The sequence below is a fragment of the Rothia nasimurium genome (assembly GCF_928381415.1).
Taxonomy (GTDB): Bacteria; Actinomycetota; Actinomycetes; order Actinomycetales; family Micrococcaceae; genus Rothia; species Rothia nasimurium_H.
The window spans coordinates 114,228-141,103 of sequence record NZ_CAKMSF010000003.1 but is presented as its reverse complement, the minus strand read 5'-3'; the positions used below and the strand labels follow the sequence as shown (position 1 = coordinate 141,103).

Genomic DNA, 26,876 nt, shown 5'->3' with positions numbered 1-26,876 from the left:
CAACATCTACCTAGATAGGTTTCAAGACTTTTGTCAATTATTACCAAACAGCACCTACGCAGAAGCCCCCGCACACAATGTGCGGGGGCTTCTTTGAACCTGTGGGAGAACGCTTTATAGAAGCTGGTTAACCAAAGCAATTAGGCGACTCAGGCTCGCAGCGAAGCTGCTGGCTCGGGGCTGGCGTGAATCGCTGGTGATGAGCACCGAGATTCCGAGCGTGCGAGGAAAACAAATCTCGGTGCGAATCTGGCGAGCTTGCGAGCCAGCTCGTGAACCAGCGAGAGGGTCGGCAGCGAGCGCGAGCCTGGGGAGCCATAATGAGGGGTATAAATCCTAGAGACCCGAGTAGGAGTGCAGGCCCGAGAAGTAGACGTTGACCACGGTGAAGTTGAAGATGATGCAGAGGTAGCCTGCGATGGAGAGCCAGGCGCTGGGCGGGCCCGACCAGCCGCGGGTGGCACGAGCGTGTAGATAGGCGGCATAGACCACCCAGATGATGAAGGTCCAGACTTCCTTGGTGTCCCAGCCCCAGTAACGGCCCCAGGCCTTTTCTGCCCAGATAGCACCGGCGCCCAGGGTGAAGGTCCACATGGCAAAGCCCACGGTGTTGAGGCGGAAGGAGAAGTTTTCCAGGGCGGTGGATGAGGGGATCAGACGCATGAAGCCCAGGCGCACCAGGGAGCTGTCGGTGCCCTCGATGATCTGACGTTCGCGGGCGGTCTGCACCAGCTGCAGGACTGCCATGGCGAAGGTGATGGTGAAGATGGCGGAAGCCAGCACCGCGATGGATACGTGAATCACTAGCCAGTAGGACTGGAGAGCGGGCACCAGCTGACCTACGGGGGTGGGGTAGGCGATGGTGGCTGCGGTCATCATGGTCAGGGCCAGGCCAGATACCAGGGTCCCCACAAAGCGCAGGTCGCGGAAGATCAGGAAGCCCAGGTAAACCACAACCACGAGCAGGGCGCCGGTGGTGCAGAATTCGTACATGTTACCCCAGGGCACGCGGTTAGCGGCAAAGGCGCGGGAGAGCACACCGGCTAGGTGAATCAGGCAGCCCAGGGCCAGAATGACCACACCGGCGCGGGCGGCGGGTCGGCGTTCGCCGCTACCGTAGCGCATCTCTGAGTCGGCGACGTGACCGGCGATCTTGGCGGCTGCTGATTTCTTGTAGCCCATGCCGCGTTCGCCGGTGCCCTGCTCGGTGCCGCTAATGCGAGCTGAGCGGGCGTTCTTGACGGCTGCGCCCGCGCCCACGAGTTCCTTTTCAGGTTCGGGGGCATTGGCTGCTTCTAGGCGCTTGGTGGTGCGGGAGTGGGCGGCGACGTCCCAGGCGAAGGCGACGAAGGCAACCATGTATGTGATGGCTGCTAGGTACATGAAGAGTTCGCTCCAGCGGGCGAGCTCTATGTTGACTTCTGACATGGTGTTCTCACTTCACAGGTTGAGGTAGGGCGCGGACGCCGGTGCCCGGCCGGGTTGCCCCGGGGCGGGCGGTGGGTAGGTTAGGCTTCATCAAATTCTAGTCCCCACCGCTCTGCGAAGAGGTCGGTGAGTTTGTCGGCTTCGGTGGCGAGGCGGGGGTCTTCGCCGCGGGCCAGGAGGCCGTATTCGACAGTGAGCACGCGGTCTGCCCCGGTGCCGCTTTCGGTGGCTCGTACCCAGACGCGGCGGCGGGCGACAAAGACCGAGATCAGCAGGCCGCCAAAGAGTAGGGTTGCTGAGACCAGGGCGATCGGACGGCCGGGGTCTGACCTGATCTCAATGCCAGCGTAGCGCTTAACACCCAGGAATTCGATAGTTCCGTGACCATCGGGCAGGGTGGCGGTGTTGTTGCTGGCATCGAGCACAATACCGTTACCGGCGGCCATGGTGTTGAGCGGGGTCAGGCTATCAACGTCGAGTACGTATACGTTCTGGGGCACGCCGTTATCAAGCCCGAGGTCGCCCGCGTAGCTTTGGAGCACCAGCATGGGGTTGAGCAGGTCTGAGTCGATAGAGGTGGGGGCGCTACCGGTGGTGCGTTCGCCGGTGGGCAGGAACATGCCGACGAAGCCCAGCTGGTCGGGGTGGGCGTCCGGAACCTTCAGCACGATAGATGAGAGGTAGCTACGACCCGAGGGTAGGCCCACCACGGGCCCCTCGTAGGCAACAGAGCCGTCGGTGTTGGTGATACGGACAACCGGCGAGTAACCGTTACCCAGCAGGTAGATAGAGGTTCCCTCAAAGTAGATGGGTTCATTGACTCTGAGGGTCTGCTCACGCTGCTCACCGTCTGCATTGGTGAGGGTGAAGTCAGCTTCGTAGTTGATATCTGACCCGTAGGTGGGTGAGCCTTCCTGGCGGTCGTATTCGACGGTCAGGTTGTTGAGGGTGGCTGAGTAGGGTGCTAACCAGTCGGGGTTGTAGTTGGTACCGGGGCTGAAGGAGTCATAGGCGACCAGGGAATTGACGAAGGTTTCGTCCTCTGTCACCACACGCTGGCCGCTGTACCCAAAGAGGGAGCCTACAGCCACAGCGATGAGCACCCCAATCATGGCCAGGTGGAAGAGAATATTGCCCAGTTCACGCAGATAGCCGCGCTCGGCGGCCACGTTGACAACACCCGGGGCTTCTTGGCGCACCTCGATGCGGTAGCGGCGCTTTTTCAGGACGGCAGCGGCCTCCTCGATAGCGCGCGCAGCTGTTAGTTCCCCGGCACCGGCGTCCACGGGGATGGTCAGGGTGCGGTGCTGGGGTAGGCGGGAGAAGTTCTTGGGGGTTCGGGCGGGCCCTGAGCGCATGGCCTGATAGTGCTTGGTAGCGCGGGGAATGACGCAGCCAATCAGGGACACAAAAAGCAGAATATAGATAGCCGCAAACCAGACCGACGAGAAGACATCAAAGAGCTGGAGCTTATCAGCGATAGGGCCCCAGGTGGGGTGCACCTCAATGTAGTCGGCTACAGCGGCGGGGTCCTGAATACGCTGGGGAAAGACCGAACCGGGCACAGCGGCGACCGCCAGCATGAGCAGCAGGAAGAGGGCGGTGTTCATCTTGGTCAGCTGCGTCCATGCCCAGCGGAGCATTTCCAGCGGGCCTAGGGCCGGGGCGTCCTGATTCTCTGCCATGTTTTCCTTGCTATTTTCGGTTCGGTGCGTATGTGTTGTGTGGTGTGTTAGATGGGAAGTTCGTAGACCGGCATGGTTGCCTGGAACCAGGACATCATCTGGGTCCAGACGCCGGTGGCCAGTAGCAGCCCGATGATGATCAGCATGATGCCGCCCAGCCGCTGAAGGAGTAGCCTGTGACGGCGCGCCCAGCCCATGGTGTTCACTCCGCGGGCTACGCCCAGGGCTACCAGCAAGAAGGGGACACCCAGCCCTAAGCAGTAAGCCAAGGTCAGCAGAATGGCCTTACTGTTATCGGAACCGCCGGTATAGACCAGGGTCTGTACGGCTGCAAAGGTGGGGCCGATGCAGGGAGCCCAGCCCAGGCCAAAGGTGATCCCCAGAATGGGGGCACCCCAGAGACCGGCCGGAGGTTTGGCCTCAATTTTGCGGTCGCGCTGGAAGAAATCAAAGCGCCCCATGAAGACCAGCCCCATGAGAATTACCAGCAGACCCAGCACCAGGTCTACCCAGCCCTGGCCGCGGAGCCAGGGGGCGGCTCCCAGCTGGGCCAGCACCACAGACATGAGCACAAAAATAAAGGAGAAGCCCAGCACGAAGAGGCCGATGCCGGTCACCATGCGCAGGTTGCGGCGGCGGGGGCTCATCTCTCCCCCCGATAGGCCGGTCACGTAGCCCAGGTAGCCCGGCACCAGCGGCAGCACGCAGGGGGAGGCAAACGAGACCAGGCCCGCCAGTGCCGCAAGGGGCAGGGCGAGCCAGAGGGAGCCGTCGAGAACGATATTACCGAAACTAGGCACTGACCTGGTCTTCGAGCAGAGTGCCCAGCACAGACTTGTCGATTTGCCCCAGAATACGGGCCGCTACGCGCCCTTCAGCATCGAGGACGACCGTGGTCGGCACCGCCTGAGCCGGCACGTACTTGCTCATGGCAAGGAGCACCTTGCCGGTCACGTCCCGGAAAGAGGGGTAGGGCACCTCAAAGTTCTTTTCGAAGGCCTCAGCGGTACCCTTTTCATCGCGGACGTTGGCCCCGTAAAAGGCCACCTTCTCGCCGAAGCTTGCGTGCAGTTCGTTGAGCCAGGGGGCTTCAACACGGCAGGGGGCACAGCCGGCGTACCAGAAGTTGAGCAGCACGGGCTTACCGCGCAGATCCGCAGCTGAGACGACGGTGCCGTCAAAGAGCTCACTTTCAAATTCAACGGGTTCGCCACGCTCACCGGCGGCGTATTCAGTGACGCTGCCGTCACCGGCAATGTAGCCCTTGGAATCACCGGCATCTGCCTGAGCCGCTAGTGAATCCTGGCTTGAGGAACAGGCCGAGAGCAGACCAACAGTTCCCAGAGCGGCGATGCTCAGGGCCTGCTTGCGGCTCACACGGGTGGGGAAAGAAGTAGACATGAATTACAGGTCTTTCAGATCAGGTAGTGTGCGCTTGCAGTCGGTGCCATTATGACCCCGGTAACTGAATAACACCTGAATAGAGCTCGGCAGCAGGCTCAACATAGGAGAGTTTTGGCTTGCCAGGGGCAAAAATATTGGGGAAGGTAAAACTTGTAATGGAAGCTAAATTGCACTGGCGGCTGCGCGGATCATGCGGCAGCGCCCCACCCTCCACAGAGGTACGAGCCATCCAGATAGGCAGCTGGTGCGAGACGATAATTGCCTCAGCACCATCCCCGCCCTTCTCATAGGCGGTGCGGGCGGCGTCCTTAATAGCCTCAGCCATACGCGTTACCTGATCCCGGTAGGGTTCACCCCAGGACGGACGCAGGGGGTTGAGCAGGTGCTTCCAGTGGCGGGGGTTGCCCAGCAGCTCCTGCTTATTCACGTGCAGACCCTCAAAATAGTTCCCGGCCTCAATCACGCGCTCATCGGGCTGGGCGACCAGGCCCAGCAGTTCCTCGATGGGGGCAGCCGACTCGCGAGTGCGGGTAAGCGGGGAGCAGACCAGGTGCACGATGTTGGCACCGGCATCCGCGCGGCGCTTAAACTCTTCGGCAGACAAGCGCACCATCTTCTGCCCCGTCTCAGACAGGTGGTAATTGGGCAGACGCCCATACACAATACGGTCGGGGTTATGCACCTCGCCGTGGCGCATCAGGTGCACGGTGACAGTTGCCGAAGAAGTATTCATATCTCTAGTCTCTCAAACCTAGTCAGTAAGCGCTAACCAGCAACCCCGCCGGTTTACTCCGCCAGTTTCTTCTCAATAATCTTCGCCAGACGCTTGGCATTAACCTGCCAGAAGTCCTTAACCTCACCGTCAACCCGCAGCACCGGGATCTCGGTGCGGTGACGCTCCAACAGGTCGGGGTGCTCTTCAACGTTGATTTCTGTGTAGGTCAGCCCGTAGCCGCCTGTCACCCGACCGGTCGTCTCCCGGGCAGCTTCGCACAGGTGGCAGCCGGGCTTAGTCAGCAGTTCAATCAGTGGTGTAGCCATTGCTCCACTCTAACCCGCCGCTCCCCCGCGAGGCGAGCGGGCCCGTCCGCCCCGAAAGTCCGGTGATACAGCGCGAGCCCCGCACCGAGACAGGTGCGGGGCTCGCGGTGAAGAATTTACTTCTTGTTGCGGCGCTGGTGGCGAGTCTTGCGGAGAAGCTTGCGGTGCTTCTTCTTAGACATACGCTTGCGGCGCTTCTTGATAACTGAACCCATTGGATTCACCTCACTTATTAAATAGTGGTCGATACCCGGCCGACAGCAATCGCCCGAGGGCGGTAGGTCGGTAGCTATCCGGGCGCTATACCGGTATAAACGCTCCAAAGCACGCATAAAGGGCATAGCAATACCCTCGGCGTGAAAAAACGCTCTCTCCCAAGCCTACAGGCAAACAGGGCTTTTCGCCGACTGTTCACCGGCAAGTGAGAGCATTTTCTCGTTTTATCTACCCTCTAGCGGTCACTGGTGGCGTATTCGTAGCCCTCGCGCAGGGCCGCTGCGGCATCTTCACCCGAATCTTCTTCCACTGCCCTGGCAGGTTCTGCAGCGTGGGGGTCGCGAACCCTTCCAGCCTCCTGCTGGGCAGGGGCGCTTTTGCGGAAGCCAAAGTAGCCAGCCACGTCAAAACGCTTTTTAGCGGGCTGGTTTCTGGCGCCCTGCGGGGCTGCAGCTTCACCGGCGTCACGGGCAGTTTCTTCCCTTGTACCCTCCAACTGGGGAGCCTCGCTGGCCGCGGGCCCCTCCGGCTTCTTGGGGGCTGCTGCACCGGGGTCAGCGCTGGCGGTAGCGCTAGCGGCGCGGACGACCGGGCTCACCGTCCCTCGCCTGCGGCGGGTTGTGCTCCCGGTAGGGGGCTGAACGCTTGCAGGGGCGGCGTCCATAGGCTGGATGCTGGTGAGGGCTTCAAACAGATCAGGCTCAATGGGCCCGCCCCAGGTATCGGGCACCAGTTCCTGGGTCTCAACCTCGATGGGTTCAAGGTTGATGCTGCCCGCTTCCCTAGTCGGGGTCTCAAAATCGACCGGGTGCCCGGCCTCAGCAAAGCGCTCTTGCAGGTTGGCTCTGAGCAGGGTCTGGGCGAGGGCAGCGTCGCCAGATCGGGCGGCATCGACGATAGCCCGATACTCCATACGCAGGCGCGAGGCGGTAGCGCTCCATAGGGGAACCTGGCTGACCAGCTCGAAGCGGGCCTCAATCATGGCGTCACGCAGGGTCGCCAAGAGGGCAGAAATCAGGGCGTTGCCAGAGAGTCTTCCGAGTTGGATGTGGAAATCCGCTTCGAGCTCGTGAAAGTCGCTCAGGCTGGTAGCGTCGTCCTGCATGGCATCCACAATGCGGTCTAGCTCTTCAAAGGCCGACTGGTCGTAGTCGGGCCCTGTGAGGGCATGGTTTTCAAGCAGCAGGCAGGTTGCCAGCAGATCCTGGCGGGGCGAGAGGGAGCTAGCCAGATAGAGGCTAACGGCTGGCCCCGCCGAGGCCGCCGGTTCCCGCACCAGCTGGGCGATAATGCTCTTTTTCCGCCCCTCGTAGAGCCTGAGCACCCCGATTTCTTCGCAGTGCTTGAGGCTCTCCCGCATGTGGTTCTGACTGATACCCACCTCACGGGCCAGCACCCTGTCGTCGGGCAGGTTATCGCCCAGGTGCAGGGTCTGGTTAATCAGTTCGTTCTCAATCCAGTCGAGAAGCTGCTGATGGTGTGCCATACAGTCTTACAGTGTCCTTTGAAATAGCAGGGGGTGAGAGGGCAAAAAATCTAGCGGGAGCTACGGCGGCCCCAGCGGGTGAGCTTGGCCAAGAGACCTCGTTCGTCGCTGGCCTCCTCGGCACCCTGCCTATGGGCCTGGTCCTCGCTCGCCTTAGCCCGAGCCTCAGCATCGGCTACAACCTGGCGGGCAGCTGCCAGGGAATCCTCGTGCTCAGTTACCGCCGCAGTGGGCTCTACTTCTGCTGCTTCTGCCTCACCGGTTTCTACGGCCTGTACCTGCGATACCAGGCTCTTCCGGTTTTCTTGAGCCGCTACAGCCTTGAGGGCCGTTTCCTGGGCCATCACTTGTTCGGGGGTGGGCACCTTGAAGCTAATCGGCCCTTCGCCCTTTGCATCCAGGCTCAGGTTCTGGGCAAGCTGGCGCACCTGCTCGCTCACAGCGTCCTGCTGGTCCACGATGCCCTGTTCTACCTCAGCGACAAGGTCGCCCTCATCTGCTACCCGGTTTTCAAGCACGGGGGTAAAGGGGGTTAGCGGAGTGAAAGTAATACCGGCGGTGTTGGGGTGGGGCACGTCCACGGCCGGAGCGGACGCCTTGTCCTGCTGCTCAGGAGCAGACTGGGTAGCGGTCGAGCTTTCTCCGGCCTCCTCTGCCTGTAATTCTTCGAGGGCAGGGGCGGCCAGCAGCCCCTCCGCCCAGGCTGTAACGGTGGTCAAAGGCGTGGGGGTAATGGAGTAGAACCGCTTTTGGCCTACGGCTTCGGTTTCGACCAGACCGGCGGTGCGTAGTACCTTGAGGTGCTTAGATACGGTGGGCTGGCTGACGCCCAGTTCCTCGACCAGTTCGCCAACGGCTAGTCGTTCGACGGCTAGTGCCTGGAGGATGTGTCGCCGCGTGGGGTCGGCGATAACAGCAAATACGTCGTCTTTCATACTGACATCTTTACACATATATACCCACAATTGCATGTTTGACCAGCAGAAATGGGGACACTCTTCGTCTATGCCCAGCTAGCACTCAGGCTGAAAGCCAACGTACAGGGCCATCTGCCGGGCCCGATGACCCGCCCCTATACCGGCCTAGTCATACCAGGGATCAAGCCCCCAGAGGGGGAATACTTCCTTGCGGGTGGCCATAATGCTGCGGTCTACGCTGCTGGCCGGGTCGTAGCCAACCTCCCAGGAGTACCACCAGAGGTCCACGGGATCCCCCATCATAGTGGGCACCTTAGTCCCGTACTTTTCAAGCATATAAGCCTGCCACGATTCCGGCGTCGGCATATTTACGTCGAGGGGCTGACCGGCCGCCACCGCAATAAGGTGGCTCCAGGAGCGGGGCACAGCGTTGTAGATGGAGTAGCCCCCTCCCCCGGTGGCAATCCAGCGACCCTCACAGAGCTCGTCCGCCAGCAAGGAGATATGGGCGGCAATTTCCCGCTGCCCGTTAATGCTGATGTTCAGGTGCGACATGTCATCGGCCAGATGGGAGTCGCAGCCGTGCTGGCTGACAATCACCTCGGGCTGAAACTGTCGCAGAAGGCTAGGGACCACCGCGTCAAAGGCTCGTAGCCACCCTGAATCTGTGGTGCTTTCGGGCATGGCGATGTTAACCGAGGTTCCGGCAGCCACCCCTTCGGGCCCCACCTCGTTAGCGAAACCGGTACCGGGGAAGAGGGTCATGCCGCTCTCGTGCAGGGAAATGGTCATCACCCGGGGGTCGTCCCAGAAGATACTTTGCGTGCCGTCCCCGTGGTGGGCGTCCACATCGATATAGACGACCCGCTGCACCCCCGCTTCAAGCAGGCGGGCTATACCCACGGCGCAGTCGTTATAGATACAAAAGCCGCTGGCGTGATCGCGTGAGGCATGGTGCATGCCCCCACCGAAGTTAACGGCGTGCTTGACCTTACCGCTCAAGATAGCTTCGGCAGCCTGGTAGGTGCCCCCGGCGAGTCGGGCGGACGCCTCGTGCACCCCCTCAAACCCGGGGGTATCTTCGGTACCCAGCCCACAGCTGGCGATGGTCAGTGTGGGGTCGGCACTGATTTTTTGCACCGCGTCAATATAGGGGTAGTCATGGGCCAGCATGAGCTGGTGCACGGTGGCGATTTCAGGTTCTTCAAGCTCTACCTGCGGGAGGTCAAAAATCCCAAGGTCCCGCGCTAGGGAGGCTGTTGCGTCCAACCGCGAGGGGTGCATGGGGTGGTAGTCGCCAAAATAGTAGTTGGCCATGGCAGGGGTCCAGAGCACACGCACATCGGTGGGCGTCAGGCTGTCGATGATAGCCACCAGCACTACCTCCTTTGGTAAGTTGAGTCACACTTACCATTAAACACATAAAAACTCTGCGGGCACCACACCCCGCTTGTATGACACGCAGACTACGCTAGAGACGGCAGAAGAAAGCGAGGTGAAGAACATGGGCAAAATTGTGCGCAAGGTCCAGGAGCGCAAGCGAGTTCTGGACGCCATGGAACAGGGGCAGCTGGAATACCAGCAGCTCCTTCAAATTGTTAAGTTTTCGGCAACCTTCCAGGCCCGCATGGCCCACCTGCGCGACCTGGTAGACCGCCTCTTTGGATCGTCATCCTCGCGTATTGCTATTGCGGCCTTCTTGCTGGTCATTATTTTCTTCTCGCTTATGCTCTACACCCCCTGGGCCTCACGCGATGGCCAGCAGGTGGAGTTTCACCACGCTGTTTTTACGGCGACTAGCGCCGTGACTGTCACCGGTCTCACCACGGTTTCCACCGCCGAACAGTGGACTTTCTTTGGCCAGCTCATGATTCTCTTAGGTTCGCAGATTGGTGGCCTCGGCACGCTCACCCTCACCTCCATCCTGGCGCTGGCGGTGGGGCGCAAGCTGGGGTTGCGCTCCAAAATTATCGCCCAGGAATCCCTCAATATCGGACGCCTGGGTGAGGTTGGCTCAGTGCTCCGCACCGTGGCCTTCACCTCCATCGCCATTGAGGCCCTGATCGCCTTCACGCTTATCCCCCGCTTCCTGGTGCTGGGGGAGCCCCTCTGGCAGGCAGTCTGGCACGGCGTCTTCTATGCGGTCTCATCCTTCAACAACGCGGGCTTCACCCCCCACTCAGACGGCATTGTGCCCTACGGCCACGACCTCTGGATTCTCTTCCCCATCGCCCTGGGCGTCATGGTGGGCTCGCTCGGCTTCCCCGTCATTCTGGTGCTGCGCAACAACCTGCGCTTTAGCAAGTGGAACCTCAACGCCAAGCTCACCATCATCGGCACGCTGGTACTCTTCTTCCTGGGCTCCTTTGCCTGGGGCGCCCTAGAGTGGGGCAACGACCGCACCATCGGCACCATGGGCGCAGACGATAAAATCCTCAACGCCGCCTTTGCCTCGATTATGACCCGCTCCGGCGGCTTCAACCTAGTCGACATGGCAGATATCCACCCCGTCACCATGCTGCTCACCGACGTACTCATGTTCATCGGCGGCGGCTCCGCATCCACCGCAGGCGGCATCAAAATCACCACCATCACCGTGGTCTTCCTGGCGATCCTGGCAGAAGCACGCGGCGACCAGTTCGTCGTGGCTTTCAACCGCACCATTCCCGATGCTGTCCTCCGTATCGCTATCTCCGTGATTATGATGAGCTTCGTGTTTGTACTGGCAGGCACCACCGCTATTATGCTCATCAGCCAGGTCGGCCTCGACAGGGCTCTCTTTGAAGTCATCTCGGCCTATGCCACCTGCGGCCTGTCTACCGGGCTCTCGGCCGAGCTGCCACCGTCCGGAACCTATATTCTCTCCACCCTCATGCTGATCGGCCGTATCGGCACCATTACCATAGCTACCGGCCTGGCCATGCGCTCCCGCCGCCGCCTCTACAAATTCCCCGAAGAAAGGCCCATCATTGGCTAGAAAAGATTTCCGCCCCGCCCATAGTGCCCCCGTGCTGGTGATTGGCCTAGGACGCTTTGGTTCGGCTACCGCTGCCCAGCTCGTTCGCCAGAACAAGGAAGTGCTGGTCGTTGAGAAAGATCCGGTGCTGGTGCAGAAATGGTCGGGCGACCTCACCTACGTGGTTGAGGCAGATGCCACCGACATGAATGCCCTGCGCCAGTTGGGGGCCCAGGACTTTACCGCCGCCGTGGTGGGTGTGGGTACCTCCGTGGAGGCCTCGGTGCTCATTACCGCCAACCTGGTGGACCTGGGCATCGAACGTATTTGGGCTAAAGCTATCACACCTTCCCATGGCAAGATTCTCTCCCGTATTGGAGCACACCGGGTTGTTTACCCGGAGTCGGATGCGGGGGTGCGAGCAGCCCACCTAGTCTCAGGGCGACTACTGGACTTCATCGAGTTCGATGACGACTTTGCCATCGTCAAGATGTACCCTCCCAAGGAGACCCACGGCTTTACCCTGTCTGAGTCTGATGTGCGGTCTAAATACGGGGTGACCATCGTGGGAGTGAAATCGCCGGGTGAAGAAATTACCTATGCGACGCCCGATACCCGGGTTTCTTCTCGCGATTTATTGATTGTCTCTGGCCAGGTGGACCTGATTGAAAGGTTTGCTGCACGCCCCTAACAGGTTTATACCTACAAGAAAGCCCTGACCACACCCTATACTCGCCTGAGCATGGAAACCGCTCAGGTGTCTTCCGAAATAATTCGTCTTTTTTTGATTTTCAGGGTGCATAAACTTAAAAACTGGCATATAGTTATAACTACCTCTAAAGGTGCGAGTGATTACTGAACGGTCCGCGAACCCGTTCAAGTAGCTCAAGGCCTGAAGATTCCCAGATGGTTCCCCCTAATCCCATCTACTTCAGGTTGCGAGCCTTCTCTTGAAGCCGGATCCCTACCGGCAGAAGAGAAAGCTGAAGGCCAGTCCGATTCCCTACGGACTGGCCTTTAGTGTATCCAGACTGCTTTTGTTTGCAAGGAAAAGCAGGCTGCTTACCTCAGCCCCATCAGGGGTTTTGGTAACACAGCCTGCTTTTACAGATCCTCTTTTTTAGACTAGGCCTGTACTATTTTTCGGAGCTGAACTCTTCGGTCATTTCCTCGTTCCGAGCTAGGCAGGCCCGCATAGCGGTCTCCGTCAGTTCAAAAAGGCCACCATCAATATAGGCGGTAATTGCCCTATCGGTTGTACCCTTGGGGCTGGTAACCGCCTTGCGGAGATCCTGGGGGTTGGGGTCAGCATCCAGCAGATAGCCCGCGCCCGCCACCGTAGCAGCAGCCAGTTCAGTAGCAGTCTTTTCGTCGAGACCCAGCTTTACGCCCGCAGCGGCCATGGTTTCTGCTAGTAAGAAGGCGTAGGCAGGGCCTGAGCCAGATACAGCGGTCACCGCCCCCATCTGCTCTTCCTCAACCTCAATCACCCGGCCTGCTGCCCCCAGAACCGAAGCAGCGGCCTCCTTCAGTTCCTCGGTCACGGTTTGTCCCACCGAGATAGCAAGCACCCCCTTGCCCACCCGCGAAGGAGTATTGGGCATGCAACGGATTGCCGGCTGTCCCTCGGGCAGGGCCCGTTGCAGGGCTTCTAGGGTAATACCGGCAGCAACCGACACCACTACGGTCTTCTCGCCCAGAGCCGGTGAAATTTCGCGGGCAAGATCAAGAATGGCGTAGGGCTTGACGCCCAGCAGCACCACGTCGGCCCCTTCAGCGGCTTTAAGGTTAGCCTGCGCGTCATCCTCACCGGCAAGAATGGTTACGCCCTGAGCCCCCTCCCCCAGTTTCTCACGCAGGGTAGAGATGCTGGCGTGGGAGCCAACGGTCGCGCGCACAGAGGTAGGGTCGGTACCCGCAGCGAGCAGACCCGAGGCAATCGCTCCGTTCATGGAGCCGGTTCCGATAAAAGCAACGGTAGTCATGATGTTCTCCTTCGAATATGACACGTACGATAACGCGGCCCAGGCTCGTGCTCGCTGCCGACCCTCTCACCTGGTTCGCTAGCGCTCACAAGGTGATTCACGCCAGCCCCGAGCCAGCAGCTTCGCTACGAGCCTGGGCCGCGAATTCTCCTGATACGCACCGAGATTGTTTCCTCACAGGCTCCACAATCTCAGCACTTATCGAGCTAGGTGGGTGCGAGCGAACTGCAGGGTCTCGTAGAGCATGTCATCGCGGGCCCCTGCTCCCTTGGCCTTGCGGGTTGATACTTCAGCGCAGACAACGCCGTCAAAATCGCTAGCTGCGATGTACTGCAGGGTCTCGGCGACGGGCTGGGTGCCGTGGCCGGGTACCAGGTGTTCGTCCATGACTTTATCCCCCGATCCATCTGTCAGATGCACGTGCCCCAGGCGGGAGCCGATGCGTTTGACGGCTTCTAGGGAGTCGTCACCGGCTGCGGCTGCGTGGGAGAAGTCCCAGGTCATCCAGTCGTAGTCGAAGCGGGAGGGGTCCCAGTGAGGGGCGTACATCTCTATCGCGTGGCCTTTGACTGACCAGGGGTACATGTTCTCTACCGCGATTTTGACGTTCTCAAGTTCAGATATTTCCCGCACGCCCGCCACGAAGTTCTTGGCGTAGAGCTTCTGCCAGCGGAAGGGCGGGTGGGCGACGATGACGTCCGCCCCCACAGCCTTGGTCATTTTGGCTGCCATCTGCATCTTGTTCCAGGCCCGGCCCCAGACCTGCTGGGTTAGGAGCAGGGTGGGGGCGTGAATGGCGGAGATGGGAATCTGGTATTTCTGGATCAGGTCGAGCAGGTCGTGGGGCTCTTGGGAGAGGGCCGAGTGGGTGATCATGACTTCCACGCTGTCGTAGCCCAGGTCTACGGCGGTTGAGAAGGTTTCGGGTACGCCGAGCGGGAAGAGGCAGGAGGTAGAAAGCGCCACCGGTACGGGTTTGCGGGCGGACGGGCTCTTGGGTGCGTCGGTGCTCATGGCTAGTCCTGCACGAATTCGGCGAGGGAGCGGGGGTCGATCATGGCTTCGGGCCCCTGCTGGGAGAGGTAGTTCATACGTCGTAGTACCAGGCCCTCGCGCAGGGCCCAGGGGGAAACGCGCATGCGGTCTACGCCGAAGACGGCCATGGCGGTTTCTGCCGCGATAGCCCCGGCTAGCATCTGTTCGGCACGGACGTCTGAGACTCCGGGCAGGCCGGCACGTTCTTCGGGGGGCATAGCTTCCAGGCGGCGGGTCCAGAGTTTGAGGTCTTCGAGTGACATTTCGCGCTTGACGAAGGGACCTGCCGAGTAGGGGGCTGCCCCGCAGATACGGGCGAGGGAGCGGAAGGTTTTGGAGGTGCCCACGACCATGTGGGGCTGCCCGTAGGCCAGCAGGGTTTCGGCAACGGGTTCTAGGGTTTCGCGCACGTACTTGCGGAGTTTTTTGATTTCCTTGGGGGACGGCACGGGGGCGCTGAACCAGTCGCCGGTTAGGCGGGTGGCACCCAGCGGCACGGAGATTGCGTCGTCGGGGTAGGCGTCCATGCCGGTGGAGAACTCGAAAGAGCCGCCGCCGATGTCGAAGTTGAGAATGCGGCCGGCGCCCCAGCCCTGCCAGTGGCGCACGGCGTGGTAGGTGATGGCGGCTTCCTGGTCGCCGGTGATTTCGGTGAGGTTGACGCCGGTCTGGTTCTGCACGTGCTGCAGCACCTCGGGGCCGTTCTTGGATTCACGAATGGCGCTGGTGGCAAAGGCTAAGAGGTCTTCCGCCCCGTGCTCAATCGCGTAGAGTACTGCGGACTTCACGAAGGCGGTGAGGCGGTCGCGACCCTCATCGGTGATGTTGCCGTCCGCGTCGATGTAGCGGACGAGCTGTAGGGGCTCCTTGTGGGCTGCGGTGTAGGCTTCGGGGCGGGAGCCTAGCTGCCCCTCAATCAGAAGCAGGTGGCCGGTATTTGAGCCAATATCGAGCACGCCTAGACGCATGGGTCCCCCTTGAGTGGTGACAAAAAGTTTTCCTGCCTACCAGTGTACAAGGATGGGACCCATGCGATAACCGGCTACTCGCCCGCTTTCTGAGCGGTGCTCTTCTTGGTCGTAGTCTTCTTGGCTGTGGTTTTTTTAGCCGTGGTTTTCTTGGCCGCCGGCTTCTTGGCGGCGGTCTTGCGCTTAACCGGGCCCTTAGCTCGTTTCTCAGCGAGCAGCTCAACCGCGCGGGTGTGGGTCAGGGACTCGATGGTTTCGCTGCGGGGCACCGTAATGTTGGTGACGCCGTCGGTGATGTAGGGGCCGAAACGGCCGTCCTTCACCACGATTTTCTTTTCAGAGACCGGGTCTACGCCGAGCTCAGCCAGCGGGGGCTTGGCGGCGCCGCGTCCGCGCTGCTTGGGCTGGGAGTAAATCTCCAGGGCCTGCTCCAGGGTGATAGAGAAAATCTGATCCTCGGTCTCCAGAGAGCGGGAGTCGGTGCCCTTCTTCAGATAGGGGCCGAAACGACCGTTCTGGGCAGTAATTTCGGTGCCCTCGGCATCGGTACCGACCACGCGGGGCAGGGCCATAATCTTGAGGGCGTCGTCCAGGGTGACGGTTGCCAGGTCCATAGACTTGAAGAGGGAGCCGGTGCGGGGCTTTTCAGCCTTGGGCTTCTTCTTGGGCTTGGGCTTGCCGTTCTTGTAGTACTCGGTGGGCTGGGCGTCCATCCAGGCGGCGATTTCTTCCTCGGTCATCTCGGGGATAACCTCGGTGACGTAGGGGCCAAAACGGCCGTCACGGGCCACAATGGTGCGGCCGGTGGCCGGGTCAACGCCGAGTTCACGGCCGTCGTTCTTACCGGCTTCCAGCAGTTCAGCGACCTTTTCTTCGGTCAGCTCATCGGGAGCCAGGTCAGCCGGTACATTGGCGCGGATGGGGTCCTTGATTTCGCCGGTTTCGGTATCGATTTCGCCGCCGGTCTCAAGGTAGGGGCCGAACTTACCCACGCGCAGGTTCACGCCGGGAGCGACCTCTACAGAGTTGATCGCGCGGGCGTCGATGTCACCCAGGTTGTCAACAATGGGCTTGAGACCGCGCTTGTCTCCCCCACCGAAGTAGAAGTGAGACAGCCACTCGGGGCGGGCCTCTTCACCGCGGGCAATGCGGTCAAGATCTTCTTCCATTTCGGCGGTGAACTCGTAGTCCACGTACTTGGCGAAGTGCTCTTCGAGCAGGCGGACGACCGAGAAAGCGGTCCAGGAGGGCACCAGGGAGCCGGAGCGGTTATTGACGTAGCCGCGGTCCATGATGGTCGAGATGACGGCTGCGTAGGTTGAGGGGCGGCCAATGCCGAGCTCGTCCATAGCCTTGACCAGGGATGCCTCGGTGTAGCGGGGCGGGGGTGAGGTTTCGTGGCGGGCAGCTTCGATATCGCTACCGCGCAGGGAGTCGCCTTCTGCCAGGTTGGGTAGGCGCTTGTCGTCCTTGCCGTCCTTGGCCTCGCCCTTGCCCTCTTCGCCGCGCAGGGCGTCCTTGCCTTCTTCGTAGGCGGCGAGGAAGCCGCGGAAGGTAATGACGGTGCCGGACGCTGCGAACTCGGCATCCCGGCCGTCGGCGGCGGTTGCCCCCAGGCGGACGGAGGCGGTGGAGCCCTTGGCGTCAGCCATCTGGGAGGCGACGGTGCGCTTCCAAATCAGCTCGTAGAGGCGGAATTCGTCGATGCTTAGCGCACTCTTGACCTCGGCGGGGGTACGGAAGGAATCCCCCGCAGGGCGGATCGCTTCGTGGGCTTCCTGGGCGTTCTTGGACTTGGAGGTGTAGACGCGCGGGGAGGCGGGCACAAAGTCGGCACCGTACAGTTCAGCTGCCTGCTTGCGGGCAGCCTGGGTCGCCTGGTCAGACAGGGCAACCGAGTCGGTTCGCATGTAGGTGATGTAACCGTTCTCGTAAAGGCGCTGGGCCACCTGCATGGTGGAGCGGGACGAGAAGCGGAGCTTACGGGCGGCCTCCTGCTGCAGGGTTGAGGTGGTGAAGGGGGCAGCGGGGCGGCGGGTGTAGGGCTTAGTGTCGACCGAGCGGACGGCGAACGCGGCGGACGCCAGCGCGGACGCCAGGGAGCTGGCGGCGGCTTCGTCCAGGTGGGCAACCTTGCCGCGGGCGCTGGTCTTGAGGGTGCCGTCGTCGGCAAAATCCTTGCCAGTGGCCACGCGGGCACCGTCAACGGCAGAAAGCTTGGCGGTGAAGGATTCGGAGGCAGAGGTGGTGAAGGTACCGGTGAGGTCCCAGTAGGTGGCTGAGCGGAAGGCCATGCGTTCGCGCTCGCGCTCTACGACCAGGCGGGTTGCCACAGACTGCACGCGCCCGGCTGAAAGGCCGCGGGAGACCTTGCGCCAGAGCACCGGTGAGAGCTCGTAACCGTAGATACGGTCGAGCACACGGCGGGTTTCCTGGGCGTCCACCAGGTTGTTATCGATGTCGCGCAGTTCGTTGAAGCCGCGCTGGATCGCTTCTTTGGTGATTTCGGGGAAGGTCAGACGGTAGACGGGCACCTTGGGCTTGAGCACCTGCAGCAGGTGCCAGGCAATGGCTTCACCTTCGCGGTCACCATCGGTTGCCAGGTAGAGGGCATCGGACTCTTTGAGCAGGCGCTTGAGCTCGGTGACCTTCTTTTTCTTATCGGGGTTGACCACGTAGTAGGGCTCGAAGCCTTCTTCTACGTTGACCGCAAACTTGCCGACGGGGCTCTTTTTGAGCTCATCGGGCAACTCAGAGGGCTGGGGAAGGTCGCGAATATGCCCCATGGAGGATTCAACGATGAAGGCATCGCCCAGGTACCCGCTGATGGTTTTCACCTTCGAGGGGGATTCCACGATCAGCAGTGACTTGCCGTGCTCGGTGGTTGCCTTAGTGGGCACTGAGGGCTCCTTGGGGTCGGTTTTTCGCGTGTATGCACAACAATAGCCGACTTACGGGGCTTCGTGTCTACTTAGACCGCTGTGACCTTAGAGCGCGGGTGTGCGGGGCCAGCGCCGACGCTGGCCCCCTTAGCCCCTTAAAGCTCGTCGGCAGGTTCTGCCCCGATTTCGAACTCGCGCCCGCTGACGCTCACCGGCTCTACCTCAACCCAGTTGGTCTTGTAGGTCGGTGAGTAGGTGCGCAGGCCCAGGGCTTCAACCGCGTCGAGGTCGGCTTCGCTGGTGAGCCAGTGGGCGTTGCCGTGCACGACAACGGAGCGGGCTGTACCGTCGATGACCTCGTCAATTTCGAAGGCGGCCTTGCGGCTGATGACGACTTCTGAGAGCTTCTGGCCGGCTGCGGTGCGGAAGTAGATTTTCTTCTCGTGCACCACAAAGTTGACGGGGTAGATATCTACCTCCCCGCCAACAGCCAGGGCCAGGCGGCCGAACTCGTGGGCAGCTAGCAGCTCCCAGCAGCGGTCTTCAGACAGGGTTTTAATAGGATTCTCTACCATGGCCCCAGTCTAGTCGCCCTGGTCAATCCGCAAAAAGCCCTTTTCGAGCAGTTCGCGCATGTTACTGATTAATACTTGTCTGGGTTCTTCGGTCTCCCAGCCCAGCAGGGCAGCTAGGGCACCGACGATTTGACCGGCGGTCAGTTCCCCGTCGCAGGCAGAGACGAAGCCGGAGGTCTCTGTAGTTTCTAGGATGGTGCGGCGCAGCCCGGCACCTGCACGCAGCAGAATCACGGAGGGGTGCTCAGCGCCGGGAGTGGAGTGGCGTTCTTCGGTGACGTCGCCCGCTACCACCAGGTGCTGCTCGAGCAGCTGTTCATCGGTCAGGGCCGTCACCCGGTCATAGTGCTCCACCGCCTCGGTGATGAAGGGGGCGATGGGCTGCTGGATGGGGTAGGTAATTTCTTCGAAGCGGTGCAGGCGCTCCCCTGCGGACGCCGGGTTCGGCTTGCGTAGCCAGATCATGCCAAAGCCGATGGAGCCGACCCCGCGGGAGGCAAAGTCGCGCAGGTAGGCGGTGTAGGCGGCCTCAAAGTGGGCAGGGTCGCGGTTTTCGCTGGCGTCGCGCAGCCAGGTTTCGGCGTACTGTTCTGGTTCGAGCACCTCGCGCTGGATGAACCAGGCTTCGGTTTCCTCCCCCACCCAGGCGCGGGGGCGGTCTGCCCAGTCGACGGGGCCGTCCTGCCCGTCAACGGGAATTTCCCAGTTACCCAGCATCTGGGCGCGCCCGCCGGGGGCGAGCACAGTGGGTAGCTGCTGTACCAGGGTTGAGACGATACCGTCCCCTGCCATGCCGCCGTCGCGGTAGGTGAACTGGTCTTCGGGGCTCTCGTGGTCGCTACGCGGGGTGATCACGAAGGGCGGGTTAGAGACCACCAGGTCGAAGGTTTCACCGGCGACCGGTTCGAGCAGGGAACCTAAGCGCAGGCTCACGCGCTCTTCGAGGTTGGTCGCATCAAGGTTCAGGGCGGACGCGTTGAGCAGCAGGTTGAAGCGGGTAAAGGCCAGGGCGCGCTCGGAAATATCGGTAGCGGTCACGTGGCGGGTGTGGGCCAGCAGGTGGAAGACCTGGATGCCGCAGCCGGTGCCCAGATCGAGGGCCCGGTCTACGGGGGTTCGCTCGGTAAGCTGGGCCAGGGTAAGGGAGGCATGGCCGATACCCAGCACATGGTCCTTGCGCAGGACGCCGGGGCGCTGGTGGGCGCCCAAATCGCTGGCCACAAAGAGTTCGGTTCCATCGTCGGCGGCGTGCGGCCGCAGGTCTACGGCAGCCTGTACCAGGCCGTCCTCGGCGGGCTCCGCCAGCCCCAAATCCAGCAGCAGGTCCAGGCTACCTGCCCCCAGTGCGTCCTCAAGGTCCCCACCGGGCAGGGCGGTGCCAAAGAGGAAGAAGCGCACCAGCTGGGCCAGATTCCGCTGGGCGGTGGTAAAGGTTTCTGATGTGGCCTCCTGCCCCAGAATCTGGCTCACTCGGTAAAGGCCGGGCACCACCTGGTCGCGGGTCATGGCCTCAAAAGCGCGGGACCCTAGTAGCTCCTCGATACCGTCGTAGGTGTAGTTGAGCTCGGTCAGGGCAGCGTGCAGGCGGGTGAGGGCGGCAGTATCGGCGCTGACGGGGGCACCGGGAACACGAGAAAAATCAGAAGTCATCACGCTCTCTATTTAACCGTATGAGCGGTACGGTAGAGACATGTTATTTGCATTCTCTGTAGCCCCCACCGGCGGCGGAGACCCGTCCGGGTCCGTACACGACGCCGTTGCAGAAGCCGTCCAGATCATCCGCGATTCGGGCCTGCCCCACCGCACTGACGCCATGTTTACCACCATCGAAGGTGACTGGGACGAGTGCATGGCCGTCATCAAAGCCGCCACCGAAGCCGTTGGAAAGTACGGCAACAGGGTCTCCCTTGTGCTCAAAGCCGATATTCGCCCAGGTCACGACTCAGGCGAACTCACCGGCAAACTCGACCGCCTCGAAGAAGCCATCGCCCGCAGAGCTGAAGGCTAATGCGTATCTGGTCGGTGCACCCCTCCCTGCTCGATGCCAAGGGGCTAGTGGCCTGCTGGCGTGAGACCCTGCTTGCCCAGAAAGTGCTCCAGGGGCTCACCCAGGGCTACACCAACCACCCCCAGCTGAACCGTTTCAAAGCCTCTAGTGACCCCCTGGCCTACATCTGCACCTACCTGCACGGGCTGGCTGATGAGGCTGATAGACGGGGCTATAACTTCAACCGCAGTTTGCTGGTGCTCCCTGCTCAACCTGAGTTGTCACCGCTACCAGTTACCGACGGCCAGCTAGACTACGAAATCTCATTTTTGGCAGAAAAAGTAAAAGCCCGCTCCCCACAGTGGTATGACCAGTATTTTTCCACGTCACCCACTAAAGTCACCCACCCGCTCTTCACCGTCGTACCCGGCCCCATCGAAAACTGGGAAAAGGTCAAATAGTAATCAAGGTGATTTTTTCTAGAGGTCTGGGTTATATTTACCTTATGGCAAATGCAGAAAAAATTGCCGAACTGGAAAAGTCCATCGCTGACTGGAAGGAAAAGGCCGCTAACGGTGGCCCCGCCTTCATCGCAGAGATTATCGAGAAGCTTGAGGCCGAACTGGCCGTAGAGCAGAACTCCTAAAGATTTTTCCCTTCGGTATTACCACACCAGTTCAACCGTTATCCAGGGGCGCGCAAGCGCACATACTTTAGAGAGAAATACCTCCCGCATATCGCACTGCGGGAGGTATTTTATTGTTTCTTTAAGCGGCCTGCGGGCTCGTTACAGCCTGCCAGAGATACATACGGTAGTTCTCGTCGGTGATTTCGCCGGGCCCGTACACTTCTAGGCAGACGCCGGTAGGCTCCAGCCCCTTCGAGGGGATAAAGGTGCTGGCCAGGTGGTTGAAGCCCGCCTTAATATGGGCAGGGGGGACGCCCGGGGTAATGGCCCCCTGCACCAGGACGGTAGCGTACATAGCAGCCGGTACCATCACGCCGGTCAGCCCAAGGGCCGCAACGTCCTTAATACCGCCGGGCACAATGAAACCCGCCGTGTAGGTAAAATCGGTATCGTCGGCGTCCGGCATGACAACGCCCACCTTCTGCAGCTTTTCTACCGCAGCCAGGCGCTGGGCGGCCAGGTCGCCCTCACCCGACTCAAGTGTGCTGTAGAGGCGCTCCCACCAGGAGCCGAAGTCGCTCTCTTCTGTCGCCGGGTCGGTGACACCGGCGACCATGAAGGTGCCATACTCAATCAGAGCTGTTTCGTAAGCCGGGGTCTTCTGCTCACTCATGCTGACGCTGCCGCAGCCTCGCGCTCGGCCTCTGCTTTAGCCTGGCAGTCGGGGCACAGGAGCACTAGGTCGCGCACGCCGTCGACATCTAGGTTGACGAAGGTATTTGCCTTAGCACCGCAGTGTTCGCACTCGCCGATTGTGACGGTGTCGGGTGAGAAGTTCATGTGCTGGCGTTTGTCGAAGATGTAGAGTGAACCTTCCCAGAGGCCGGAGTCGCCGTACTTTTCGCCGTAGCGCACGATGCCGCCGTCAATCTGGTAGATCTCTTTGAAGCCGCGGTTCTTCATCAGGGCCGAAAGAATTTCGCAGCGGATACCGCCGGTACAGTAGGTGATGACGGGCTTGTCTTTGAGGTCATCGTACTTGCCCGATTCGATTTCTTGAATGAAATCGTGGGTGGTGCGCACATCGGGCACAATAGCGTTCTTGAACTTGCCGATTTTTGCTTCGAAGGCATTGCGGCCGTCGAAGAAGACGACCTCGTCGCCGCGCTCTTCAACCAGCTTGTTGACTTCTTCGGGCTTCAGGTGCACGCCGCCGCCCACCACACCGTTTTCATCGACGATGAGTTCATCGGGGGTACCGAAGGCGACAATCTCGTCGCGGGCCTTTACCGAGAGGCGGGGGAAGTCGCTAGCGCTGCCGTCAGACCACTTGAGTTCGAGCTTTTCGAAGCCCGGGTACTGGCGGGTAGTTTTGCCGTACTGTTTCAGGGCGTTGATGTCGCCGCCCAGGGTACCGTTGATGCCGTGCTTAGAGATCAGGATGCGGCCGGTCAGGCCCAGCTTCTCGCAGAGAGCACGCTGCCACAGCATCACAGCCTTGGGGTCGGTCACAGGGGCAAAGCAGTAGTAGAGGATAATTTTTTCTTGAGACACACCCCTATTTTAGACCTTATGCCCCTCGGTGGGGCGGCGACTGGCGTTCCTAGCCCAGGCGGAAGCGGCGCCCGGTCATTTTCTGCGGGGTCAGCTCCACAAACTCCAGCTTCTCGGTATCGAGCCAGGGCTCAAGGTTGAGCTTGCCAACGTAGTCAATGTCGCGGGTTTCGGTCAGCAGGCGGGCTGTGGCAAAGACATTGACCGAGTAGGCGTGACTGCCCTCTGCCCGGTCGAACTGCACGGTTACTTTCTCGTTCATCAAAAGCTGGGTAAGTTTGCTGCCGGAGGCGGTGCGGAAGAAAATGCGAACCCCGTCGGTCACAATGTTGAGCGGGGTGATGTGCACGTAGCCATCCTCGCCTACCGTGCCCAGACGGGCAAACCGGGTGCCCTCAATCAGCTCCCAAATCTGCTCTTCGGTGAGGACCGTGACCACAGGCTCCTGCTCGGTGGTCTTCTTACCCTGAATGTTCATTGGAATACTCATACAGCCCATTATCCCACCCCTTATAGTGCAGGTCACAGATAACGGGGGCAGAAAGAGCAAATATTTACGCGCGCTCTCGCGGTGCCATAATAGACGGGTGCCTACCGATGCCCTTCCCCCGCGCTCACACCCAGCCGGAGCCCCGTCCACTCGCGCTCCCCAGCCCGGTGAGCTGGCCGTGGTGCTCGACCAGTTGGGGCTGGCGTCCTTACCTGAGCAGGTCACCCATGTGCGCACTCTACCTGCCCGGCGCGCTGAAACTGCCCCCTGGCCGTCCTGGGCCCACCCGCGGGTGGTTGAGGCCTACCAGAACCTAGGGGTCGCCGAGCCCTATCTACACCAGGTGCAGGCGGCAACGGCCGCGCACGACTCCCCCGGCAACCGGCACGTCATTCTGGCAACGGGAACCGCCTCGGGTAAGTCCCTGGCCTACCAGCTACCCGCCCTTGACGCTATCTACCGGGGCGAATTCGAGGCCCAGGCTAGCGGCTTTGATTCTGGGCGGGCAACGGCCCTCTATCTCTCCCCTACCAAGGCCCTGGCGGCAGACCAGCTGGCCTCCCTGCGCAACTTAGGACTTCCCGGGCTCGTGGCTGAGAGCTACGACGGCGATACCCCGCAGGCCGACCGCCGCTTTATTCGCGAGCGCGCCAACTTCATTCTGGCTAACCCGGATATGCTGCACCACGCTATCTTGCCCAATCATGCCCGGTGGGCTGGGTTTTTGCGCAAGCTCAAGTATGTGATTGTGGATGAGGCCCACGGCTACCGGGGCGTCTTTGGGGCCCATGTTTCTCTGCTGATGAGGCGGTTACGGCGGGTGTGCCGCTACTACGGTGCTACCCCGGTGTTTATTGGGGCATCTGCTACCAGCGCTGAGCCTGCTGAGTCTTTTGCCCGGCTGATTGGGTCGCGGCCCACCGCGGTTACCGCGGTAACTGAGAGTACCGCTCCGCGCGGTGCTACCCATGTACTGCTGTGGGAGCCGGAGTTTACCGATGCGGCTGCGGTCAATGACAAGCTTTCTGCCCACGCCAACGGGGTGAGTGTTCGGCCCGGTGCCCAGGGTAGTGGCGCGGGTGAGAACGGGGCGCCGGTGCGTAAGTCGGTCATTACCCAGAGCGCTGAGATGCTCACTGACCTGGTGGTGAACCGTACCCGCACGATTTCCTTTATTAAGTCCCGTCGCGGGGCTGAAGCTATCGCGCAGACCGCTGGCCGCTATCTCGATGAGGTTGAGCCCGGCCTTTCTGCCCGTATCGCAGCCTATCGGGCGGGCTACCTGCCCGAGGAGCGGCGGGCCCTTGAGGCCAGCCTGCGCCGGGGTGAGATTCTGGGCGTAGCCTCGACCAACGCCCTGGAGCTGGGTATTGATATTGCGGGGCTGGATGCCGTGCTGGTGGGCGGATGGCCTGGCACGCGGGCGTCCTTCTACCAGCAAATAGGACGAGCGGGCAGGGCAGGGCAGGACGCTTTTGCCGTCCTGATTGCCAGCGAAGACCCCCTCGATACCTACCTGGTGCACCACCCCGAAGATATCTTTGACCGGCCGGTTGAAAAAACCGTTTTCGACCCTGAGAACCCCTATGTGCTTAGTCCGCATCTGTGTGCTGCGGCAGCTGAGATTCCCCTGCGCCGGGAGGAGCTCATGGTCTTTGGGCGCACCACCGAGGCGCTGTTGGGCCGCCTGGTGGAGCAGGGCTACCTGAGACAGCGGGCTACCGGCTGGTTCTGGACCCACCCCGAGTCTGCCAGTGACTTTGTGAACCTGCGCGGGGGTGGTTCTCCCCTGCAGATTATTGACTGCGAAACGGGTGCTGTAATTGGCAGTATGGACGACGGCCACGCCCACTCCCAGGGGCACCCCGGCGCTATTTACACTCACCAGGGCAAGACCTATGTGGTGGAAGATCTTGATGAGGACAACAAGGTTATTGCGGTCTCGGCAGTGAGCCCCGATTATTACACCCAGTCCCGTGATATCACCGAAGTGACCGTGCTGGGTGCTGAGGAAACGCGGCAGCAGGGGCAGGTGTCGTTGAACTATGGCAGGGTGCGGGTTCGTTCCCAGGTGGTGGGCTACCAGCGGAAGTCCCTGGTGGGCCAGCAGGTTCTGGGTGATGAGCCGCTTGACCTTGCCCCGCAGGAGTTGCAGACCAGGGCTATCTGGTGGGCTATGCCAGCTACCCTGTTGCACGCTGCGGGTATTCATGAGAGGGATATCCCCGGGGCCCTGCATGCCGCTGAGCACGCCGCTATCGGTCTGCTCCCCCTGGTAGCTACCTGCGACCGGTGGGATATCGGTGGTTTATCGACCGCCTTTCATATCGATACCGAACAGCCCACGATTTTCGTCTACGACGGCCACCCTGGCGGGGCTGGCTTTGCCGAGCGGGGCTTTGAGCAGGTGGGGCACTGGCTGCGGGCCACTCTCGATACGATTTTGGCCTGCGAGTGCGAGCTGGGCTGCCCCTCGTGTGTGCAGTCCCCCAAGTGCGGTAACCGGAACGAGCCCCTGCACAAGGCGGGCGCCGCCCGGCTTTTAGCTGCCCTGCTCGTTGAGGCCGATGAACTCACCGATGAAGAGCGCAGAAGACTGCTCAAGCCTTTAGGCCCGGCGGTTGAAAGCCCGGTAGCTGGGGAAACAGGAGCCGAGGGTTACGCAGCGGGTAGCCGAGTGGAGGGCGAGCCTACCCCGGTGGGTGTAGCTGAGTCTTTGACCGGCTTCGCCGCTACCGACGACCCCTTCTAGCCTTGCTATAGCGAGCGGGGCTGGCCTCGGTTATGAGGAATCAGGTGGCCCAGCCCGGGATATGCCCTCAGCGGGACCAAGGAAAGCGAAGGGGCCGGTGATATCAACGAGGGTGCGGACGTCCACCGTCCCGCCCAACCCGGCGGGCTGGCCGCAGCCACCCAACCGGGCCCCGTTGGACTGGGCAATGCGCTCGGCGACCGCACAGGGTTCTCCGGGGGCAAGGCCGCGGGCTACGTCCGCTGCGGCAAGAGCCGCTAGATCCGCTGCTGCCGCTGCCCGGTGCTGCGCGGTAATGACCCCAATGAGCCCGGCACAGGTAGCCCCGAGAATAAGAAGAGCGCAGACCAGGCCCACCGTGGCAACGGTGCTGCTTCCTCGTTCCCACTCAACTTCGCGATTCATGGGTCAGCGCTCCCGGTGGTGGCGCTGTATTCGGTGAGGGCCCGTGCATCGGCGGTAAGCGTCCAGCCGCTGACCTTTCCCACAACTCCCGGAGCTTGTCTGCTCACCGTTACGACCGTCATGTCGTCATCCTGAACCAGGGTGACGGTAGCTGCGGGGTCTATCTCCTGCACGATGCGGGTTACGGTCTCGGCTGTTTCCCCGCGGGCTGCTGCCCGGGCTCCCAGGCGAGCGCCCTCTTCCAGTTTGAGCTGTACGATACCGGTTGCGGCAGCTCCCAGCACCAGGGCCAGAACAAACACAAGGGCAGGGAGTATCACCGCAAACTCGGCAGTGCTTGACCCTCTCTCATCTTCTGGTGCGGCTAGTATCTGCACGGTATCACCACCTTATCTTGGGCTGAGGGTTCCAGGGTTTTCAGGTATCGATTACGGATTTTCCTGTCTCTGTGCCCGGGCGGTTCAGCCCGGGCACAGAGACAG

Annotated in this window: 27 protein-coding genes; 6 read left to right on the top strand and 21 right to left on the bottom strand. The window is 61.2% G+C overall.

All coding sequences use genetic code 11. The features are described from left to right. Nucleotides 1-336: 336 nt before the first annotated feature. The 10 genes from ccsB to L7A20_RS04185 all read right to left on the bottom strand — a co-directional run bounded on the left by ccsB (nt 337) and on the right by L7A20_RS04185 (nt 9,494). Entirely contained in the window at nt 337-1,428 is a 1,092-nt protein-coding gene (ccsB, locus tag L7A20_RS04230; protein WP_237222513.1) for a c-type cytochrome biogenesis protein CcsB, read from the bottom strand. Nucleotides 1,429-1,508: 80 nt separating this feature from the next. Further along, nucleotides 1,509-3,113, bottom strand: a complete 1,605-nt coding sequence (gene resB / locus L7A20_RS04225; RefSeq protein WP_237222512.1) for a cytochrome c biogenesis protein ResB — start codon at nt 3,111-3,113, stop codon at nt 1,509-1,511. 47 nt (nt 3,114-3,160) lie between these two features. Beyond that, complete coding sequence (locus tag L7A20_RS04220) at nt 3,161-3,913, bottom strand: cytochrome c biogenesis CcdA family protein (protein WP_237222511.1); 753 nt, start codon at nt 3,911-3,913, stop codon at nt 3,161-3,163. Next, complete coding sequence (locus L7A20_RS04215; protein ID WP_237222510.1) at nt 3,906-4,514, bottom strand: TlpA family protein disulfide reductase; 609 nt, start codon at nt 4,512-4,514, stop codon at nt 3,906-3,908. Before L7A20_RS04215 ends, L7A20_RS04220 begins: the two co-directional genes overlap by 8 nt. A gap of 49 nt (nt 4,515-4,563) precedes the next feature. Next, entirely contained in the window at nt 4,564-5,250 is a 687-nt protein-coding gene (locus L7A20_RS04210) for a histidine phosphatase family protein (RefSeq protein WP_237199603.1), read from the bottom strand. A 53-nt stretch (nt 5,251-5,303) separates the two neighbouring features. After that, nucleotides 5,304-5,558, bottom strand: coding sequence for a glutaredoxin family protein (locus tag L7A20_RS04205; protein ID WP_237199604.1), 255 nt, complete (start codon nt 5,556-5,558; stop codon nt 5,304-5,306). Between the two features lie 116 nt (nt 5,559-5,674). Beyond that, complete coding sequence (locus L7A20_RS04200; protein WP_005504750.1) at nt 5,675-5,773, bottom strand: 30S ribosomal protein bS22; 99 nt, start codon at nt 5,771-5,773, stop codon at nt 5,675-5,677. A 236-nt stretch (nt 5,774-6,009) separates the two neighbouring features. Beyond that, nucleotides 6,010-7,260, bottom strand: coding sequence for an FCD domain-containing protein (locus L7A20_RS04195; RefSeq protein ID WP_237222509.1), 1,251 nt, complete (start codon nt 7,258-7,260; stop codon nt 6,010-6,012). A 50-nt stretch (nt 7,261-7,310) separates the two neighbouring features. After that, nucleotides 7,311-8,195, bottom strand: a complete 885-nt coding sequence (locus tag L7A20_RS04190; RefSeq protein WP_237222508.1) for an ArsR/SmtB family transcription factor — start codon at nt 8,193-8,195, stop codon at nt 7,311-7,313. A gap of 147 nt (nt 8,196-8,342) precedes the next feature. Then, entirely contained in the window at nt 8,343-9,494 is a 1,152-nt protein-coding gene (locus tag L7A20_RS04185) for an acetoin utilization protein AcuC (RefSeq protein WP_237222642.1), read from the bottom strand. Between the two features lie 310 nt (nt 9,495-9,804). Between L7A20_RS04185 and L7A20_RS04180 the strand changes: the two genes are divergently transcribed. Then, nucleotides 9,805-11,154, top strand: coding sequence for a TrkH family potassium uptake protein (locus tag L7A20_RS04180; protein WP_237206373.1), 1,350 nt, complete (start codon nt 9,805-9,807; stop codon nt 11,152-11,154). Next, nucleotides 11,147-11,824: a potassium channel family protein gene (locus L7A20_RS04175; protein WP_237185019.1), complete on the top strand. Its 678-nt coding sequence runs from the start codon at nt 11,147-11,149 to the stop codon at nt 11,822-11,824. Before L7A20_RS04180 ends, L7A20_RS04175 begins: the two co-directional genes overlap by 8 nt. 445 nt (nt 11,825-12,269) lie before the next feature. Here the strand turns inward: L7A20_RS04175 and proC are convergent, their stop codons facing one another. From proC to L7A20_RS04145, 6 genes are all read right to left on the bottom strand, one after another. Continuing rightward, nucleotides 12,270-13,121 carry a pyrroline-5-carboxylate reductase gene (proC, locus tag L7A20_RS04170; RefSeq protein WP_423817426.1) on the bottom strand — a complete coding sequence of 284 codons (852 nt, stop codon included), beginning with the start codon at nt 13,119-13,121 and terminating at the stop codon, nt 12,270-12,272. A 195-nt stretch (nt 13,122-13,316) separates the two neighbouring features. Further along, a complete protein-coding gene (locus tag L7A20_RS04165) occupies nt 13,317-14,132 on the bottom strand; it encodes a sugar phosphate isomerase/epimerase family protein (protein WP_237222506.1) in 816 nt (271 codons plus the stop codon). A gap of 2 nt (nt 14,133-14,134) precedes the next feature. After that, nucleotides 14,135-15,121, bottom strand: a complete 987-nt coding sequence (locus L7A20_RS04160; RefSeq protein WP_237222505.1) for a Ppx/GppA phosphatase family protein — start codon at nt 15,119-15,121, stop codon at nt 14,135-14,137. A gap of 74 nt (nt 15,122-15,195) precedes the next feature. After that, the gene (gene topA / locus L7A20_RS04155; RefSeq protein WP_237222504.1) at nt 15,196-18,021 is read right to left on the bottom strand and encodes a type I DNA topoisomerase; all 2,826 of its coding nucleotides are present in this window, start codon (nt 18,019-18,021) and stop codon (nt 15,196-15,198) included. Between the two features lie 137 nt (nt 18,022-18,158). Next, on the bottom strand, nt 18,159-18,578 hold the full coding sequence (locus L7A20_RS04150) for a pyridoxamine 5'-phosphate oxidase family protein (RefSeq protein WP_237185028.1): 420 nt from the start codon (nt 18,576-18,578) through the stop codon (nt 18,159-18,161). A 9-nt stretch (nt 18,579-18,587) separates the two neighbouring features. Beyond that, nucleotides 18,588-20,228, bottom strand: coding sequence for a DUF7059 domain-containing protein (locus L7A20_RS04145; RefSeq protein ID WP_237222503.1), 1,641 nt, complete (start codon nt 20,226-20,228; stop codon nt 18,588-18,590). 40 nt (nt 20,229-20,268) lie between these two features. On the opposite strand from L7A20_RS04145, the gene L7A20_RS04140 reads away from it, so the two are divergent. From L7A20_RS04140 to L7A20_RS04130, 3 genes are read left to right on the top strand one after another with little or no spacing between them, the layout of a single operon-like run. Beyond that, on the top strand, nt 20,269-20,586 hold the full coding sequence (locus L7A20_RS04140) for a thiamine-binding protein (protein ID WP_237185031.1): 318 nt from the start codon (nt 20,269-20,271) through the stop codon (nt 20,584-20,586). Then, nucleotides 20,586-21,026 carry a pyrimidine dimer DNA glycosylase/endonuclease V gene (locus L7A20_RS04135; RefSeq protein ID WP_237185033.1) on the top strand — a complete coding sequence of 147 codons (441 nt, stop codon included), beginning with the start codon at nt 20,586-20,588 and terminating at the stop codon, nt 21,024-21,026. Before L7A20_RS04140 ends, L7A20_RS04135 begins: the two co-directional genes overlap by 1 nt. A gap of 44 nt (nt 21,027-21,070) precedes the next feature. After that, entirely contained in the window at nt 21,071-21,211 is a 141-nt protein-coding gene (locus L7A20_RS04130) for a hypothetical protein (RefSeq protein ID WP_237185034.1), read from the top strand. A 121-nt stretch (nt 21,212-21,332) separates the two neighbouring features. Here L7A20_RS04130 and L7A20_RS04125 read toward each other — a convergent pair whose 3' ends face one another. Genes L7A20_RS04125 through L7A20_RS04115 form a run of 3 tightly spaced genes read right to left on the bottom strand, consistent with a single transcriptional unit; the run spans nt 21,333 to nt 23,237 of the window. Next, nucleotides 21,333-21,866 (bottom strand): GyrI-like domain-containing protein, encoded by a 534-nt coding sequence (locus L7A20_RS04125; protein WP_237222502.1) that lies wholly within the window; start codon nt 21,864-21,866, stop codon nt 21,333-21,335. After that, nucleotides 21,863-22,747, bottom strand: coding sequence for a rhodanese-related sulfurtransferase (locus L7A20_RS04120; protein ID WP_237185037.1), 885 nt, complete (start codon nt 22,745-22,747; stop codon nt 21,863-21,865). Before L7A20_RS04120 ends, L7A20_RS04125 begins: the two co-directional genes overlap by 4 nt. A gap of 49 nt (nt 22,748-22,796) precedes the next feature. Then, nucleotides 22,797-23,237 (bottom strand): pyridoxamine 5'-phosphate oxidase family protein, encoded by a 441-nt coding sequence (locus tag L7A20_RS04115; protein ID WP_237185039.1) that lies wholly within the window; start codon nt 23,235-23,237, stop codon nt 22,797-22,799. Nucleotides 23,238-23,415: 178 nt separating this feature from the next. On the opposite strand from L7A20_RS04115, the gene L7A20_RS04110 reads away from it, so the two are divergent. Continuing rightward, complete coding sequence (locus L7A20_RS04110) at nt 23,416-25,989, top strand: DEAD/DEAH box helicase (protein WP_423817425.1); 2,574 nt, start codon at nt 23,416-23,418, stop codon at nt 25,987-25,989. Nucleotides 25,990-26,019: 30 nt separating this feature from the next. Here L7A20_RS04110 and L7A20_RS04105 read toward each other — a convergent pair whose 3' ends face one another. Beyond that, nucleotides 26,020-26,394 carry an Rv3654c family TadE-like protein gene (locus L7A20_RS04105; protein WP_237185041.1) on the bottom strand — a complete coding sequence of 125 codons (375 nt, stop codon included), beginning with the start codon at nt 26,392-26,394 and terminating at the stop codon, nt 26,020-26,022. Further along, complete coding sequence (locus tag L7A20_RS04100) at nt 26,391-26,771, bottom strand: TadE family type IV pilus minor pilin (RefSeq protein ID WP_237222501.1); 381 nt, start codon at nt 26,769-26,771, stop codon at nt 26,391-26,393. Before L7A20_RS04100 ends, L7A20_RS04105 begins: the two co-directional genes overlap by 4 nt. Nucleotides 26,772-26,876: the final 105 nt, after the last annotated feature.

Coding starts and splice junctions, on each gene's coding strand:
- L7A20_RS04210 (WP_237199603.1), bottom strand. CDS start 5,250: ATGAATACTTCTTCGGCAACTGTCACCGTGCACCTGATGCGCCACGGC.
- L7A20_RS04150 (WP_237185028.1), bottom strand. CDS start 18,578: ATGGTAGAGAATCCTATTAAAACCCTGTCTGAAGACCGCTGCTGGGAG.
- L7A20_RS04190 (WP_237222508.1), bottom strand. CDS start 8,195: ATGAAAGACGACGTATTTGCTGTTATCGCCGACCCCACGCGGCGACAC.
- L7A20_RS04160 (WP_237222505.1), bottom strand. CDS start 15,121: ATGCGTCTAGGCGTGCTCGATATTGGCTCAAATACCGGCCACCTGCTT.
- L7A20_RS04145 (WP_237222503.1), bottom strand. CDS start 20,228: ATGACTTCTGATTTTTCTCGTGTTCCCGGTGCCCCCGTCAGCGCCGAT.
- resB (WP_237222512.1), bottom strand. CDS start 3,113: ATGGCAGAGAATCAGGACGCCCCGGCCCTAGGCCCGCTGGAAATGCTC.
- L7A20_RS04135 (WP_237185033.1), top strand. CDS start 20,586: ATGCGTATCTGGTCGGTGCACCCCTCCCTGCTCGATGCCAAGGGGCTA.
- L7A20_RS04195 (WP_237222509.1), bottom strand. CDS start 7,260: ATGGCACACCATCAGCAGCTTCTCGACTGGATTGAGAACGAACTGATT.
- L7A20_RS04215 (WP_237222510.1), bottom strand. CDS start 4,514: ATGTCTACTTCTTTCCCCACCCGTGTGAGCCGCAAGCAGGCCCTGAGC.
- L7A20_RS04200 (WP_005504750.1), bottom strand. CDS start 5,773: ATGGGTTCAGTTATCAAGAAGCGCCGCAAGCGTATGTCTAAGAAGAAG.
- L7A20_RS04205 (WP_237199604.1), bottom strand. CDS start 5,558: ATGGCTACACCACTGATTGAACTGCTGACTAAGCCCGGCTGCCACCTG.
- L7A20_RS04115 (WP_237185039.1), bottom strand. CDS start 23,237: ATGAGTATTCCAATGAACATTCAGGGTAAGAAGACCACCGAGCAGGAG.
- L7A20_RS04185 (WP_237222642.1), bottom strand. CDS start 9,494: ATGGCCAACTACTATTTTGGCGACTACCACCCCATGCACCCCTCGCGG.
- L7A20_RS04125 (WP_237222502.1), bottom strand. CDS start 21,866: ATGAGTGAGCAGAAGACCCCGGCTTACGAAACAGCTCTGATTGAGTAT.
- L7A20_RS04165 (WP_237222506.1), bottom strand. CDS start 14,132: ATGAGCACCGACGCACCCAAGAGCCCGTCCGCCCGCAAACCCGTACCG.
- L7A20_RS04140 (WP_237185031.1), top strand. CDS start 20,269: ATGTTATTTGCATTCTCTGTAGCCCCCACCGGCGGCGGAGACCCGTCC.
- L7A20_RS04130 (WP_237185034.1), top strand. CDS start 21,071: ATGGCAAATGCAGAAAAAATTGCCGAACTGGAAAAGTCCATCGCTGAC.
- L7A20_RS04180 (WP_237206373.1), top strand. CDS start 9,805: ATGGCCCACCTGCGCGACCTGGTAGACCGCCTCTTTGGATCGTCATCC.
- L7A20_RS04105 (WP_237185041.1), bottom strand. CDS start 26,394: ATGAATCGCGAAGTTGAGTGGGAACGAGGAAGCAGCACCGTTGCCACG.
- ccsB (WP_237222513.1), bottom strand. CDS start 1,428: ATGTCAGAAGTCAACATAGAGCTCGCCCGCTGGAGCGAACTCTTCATG.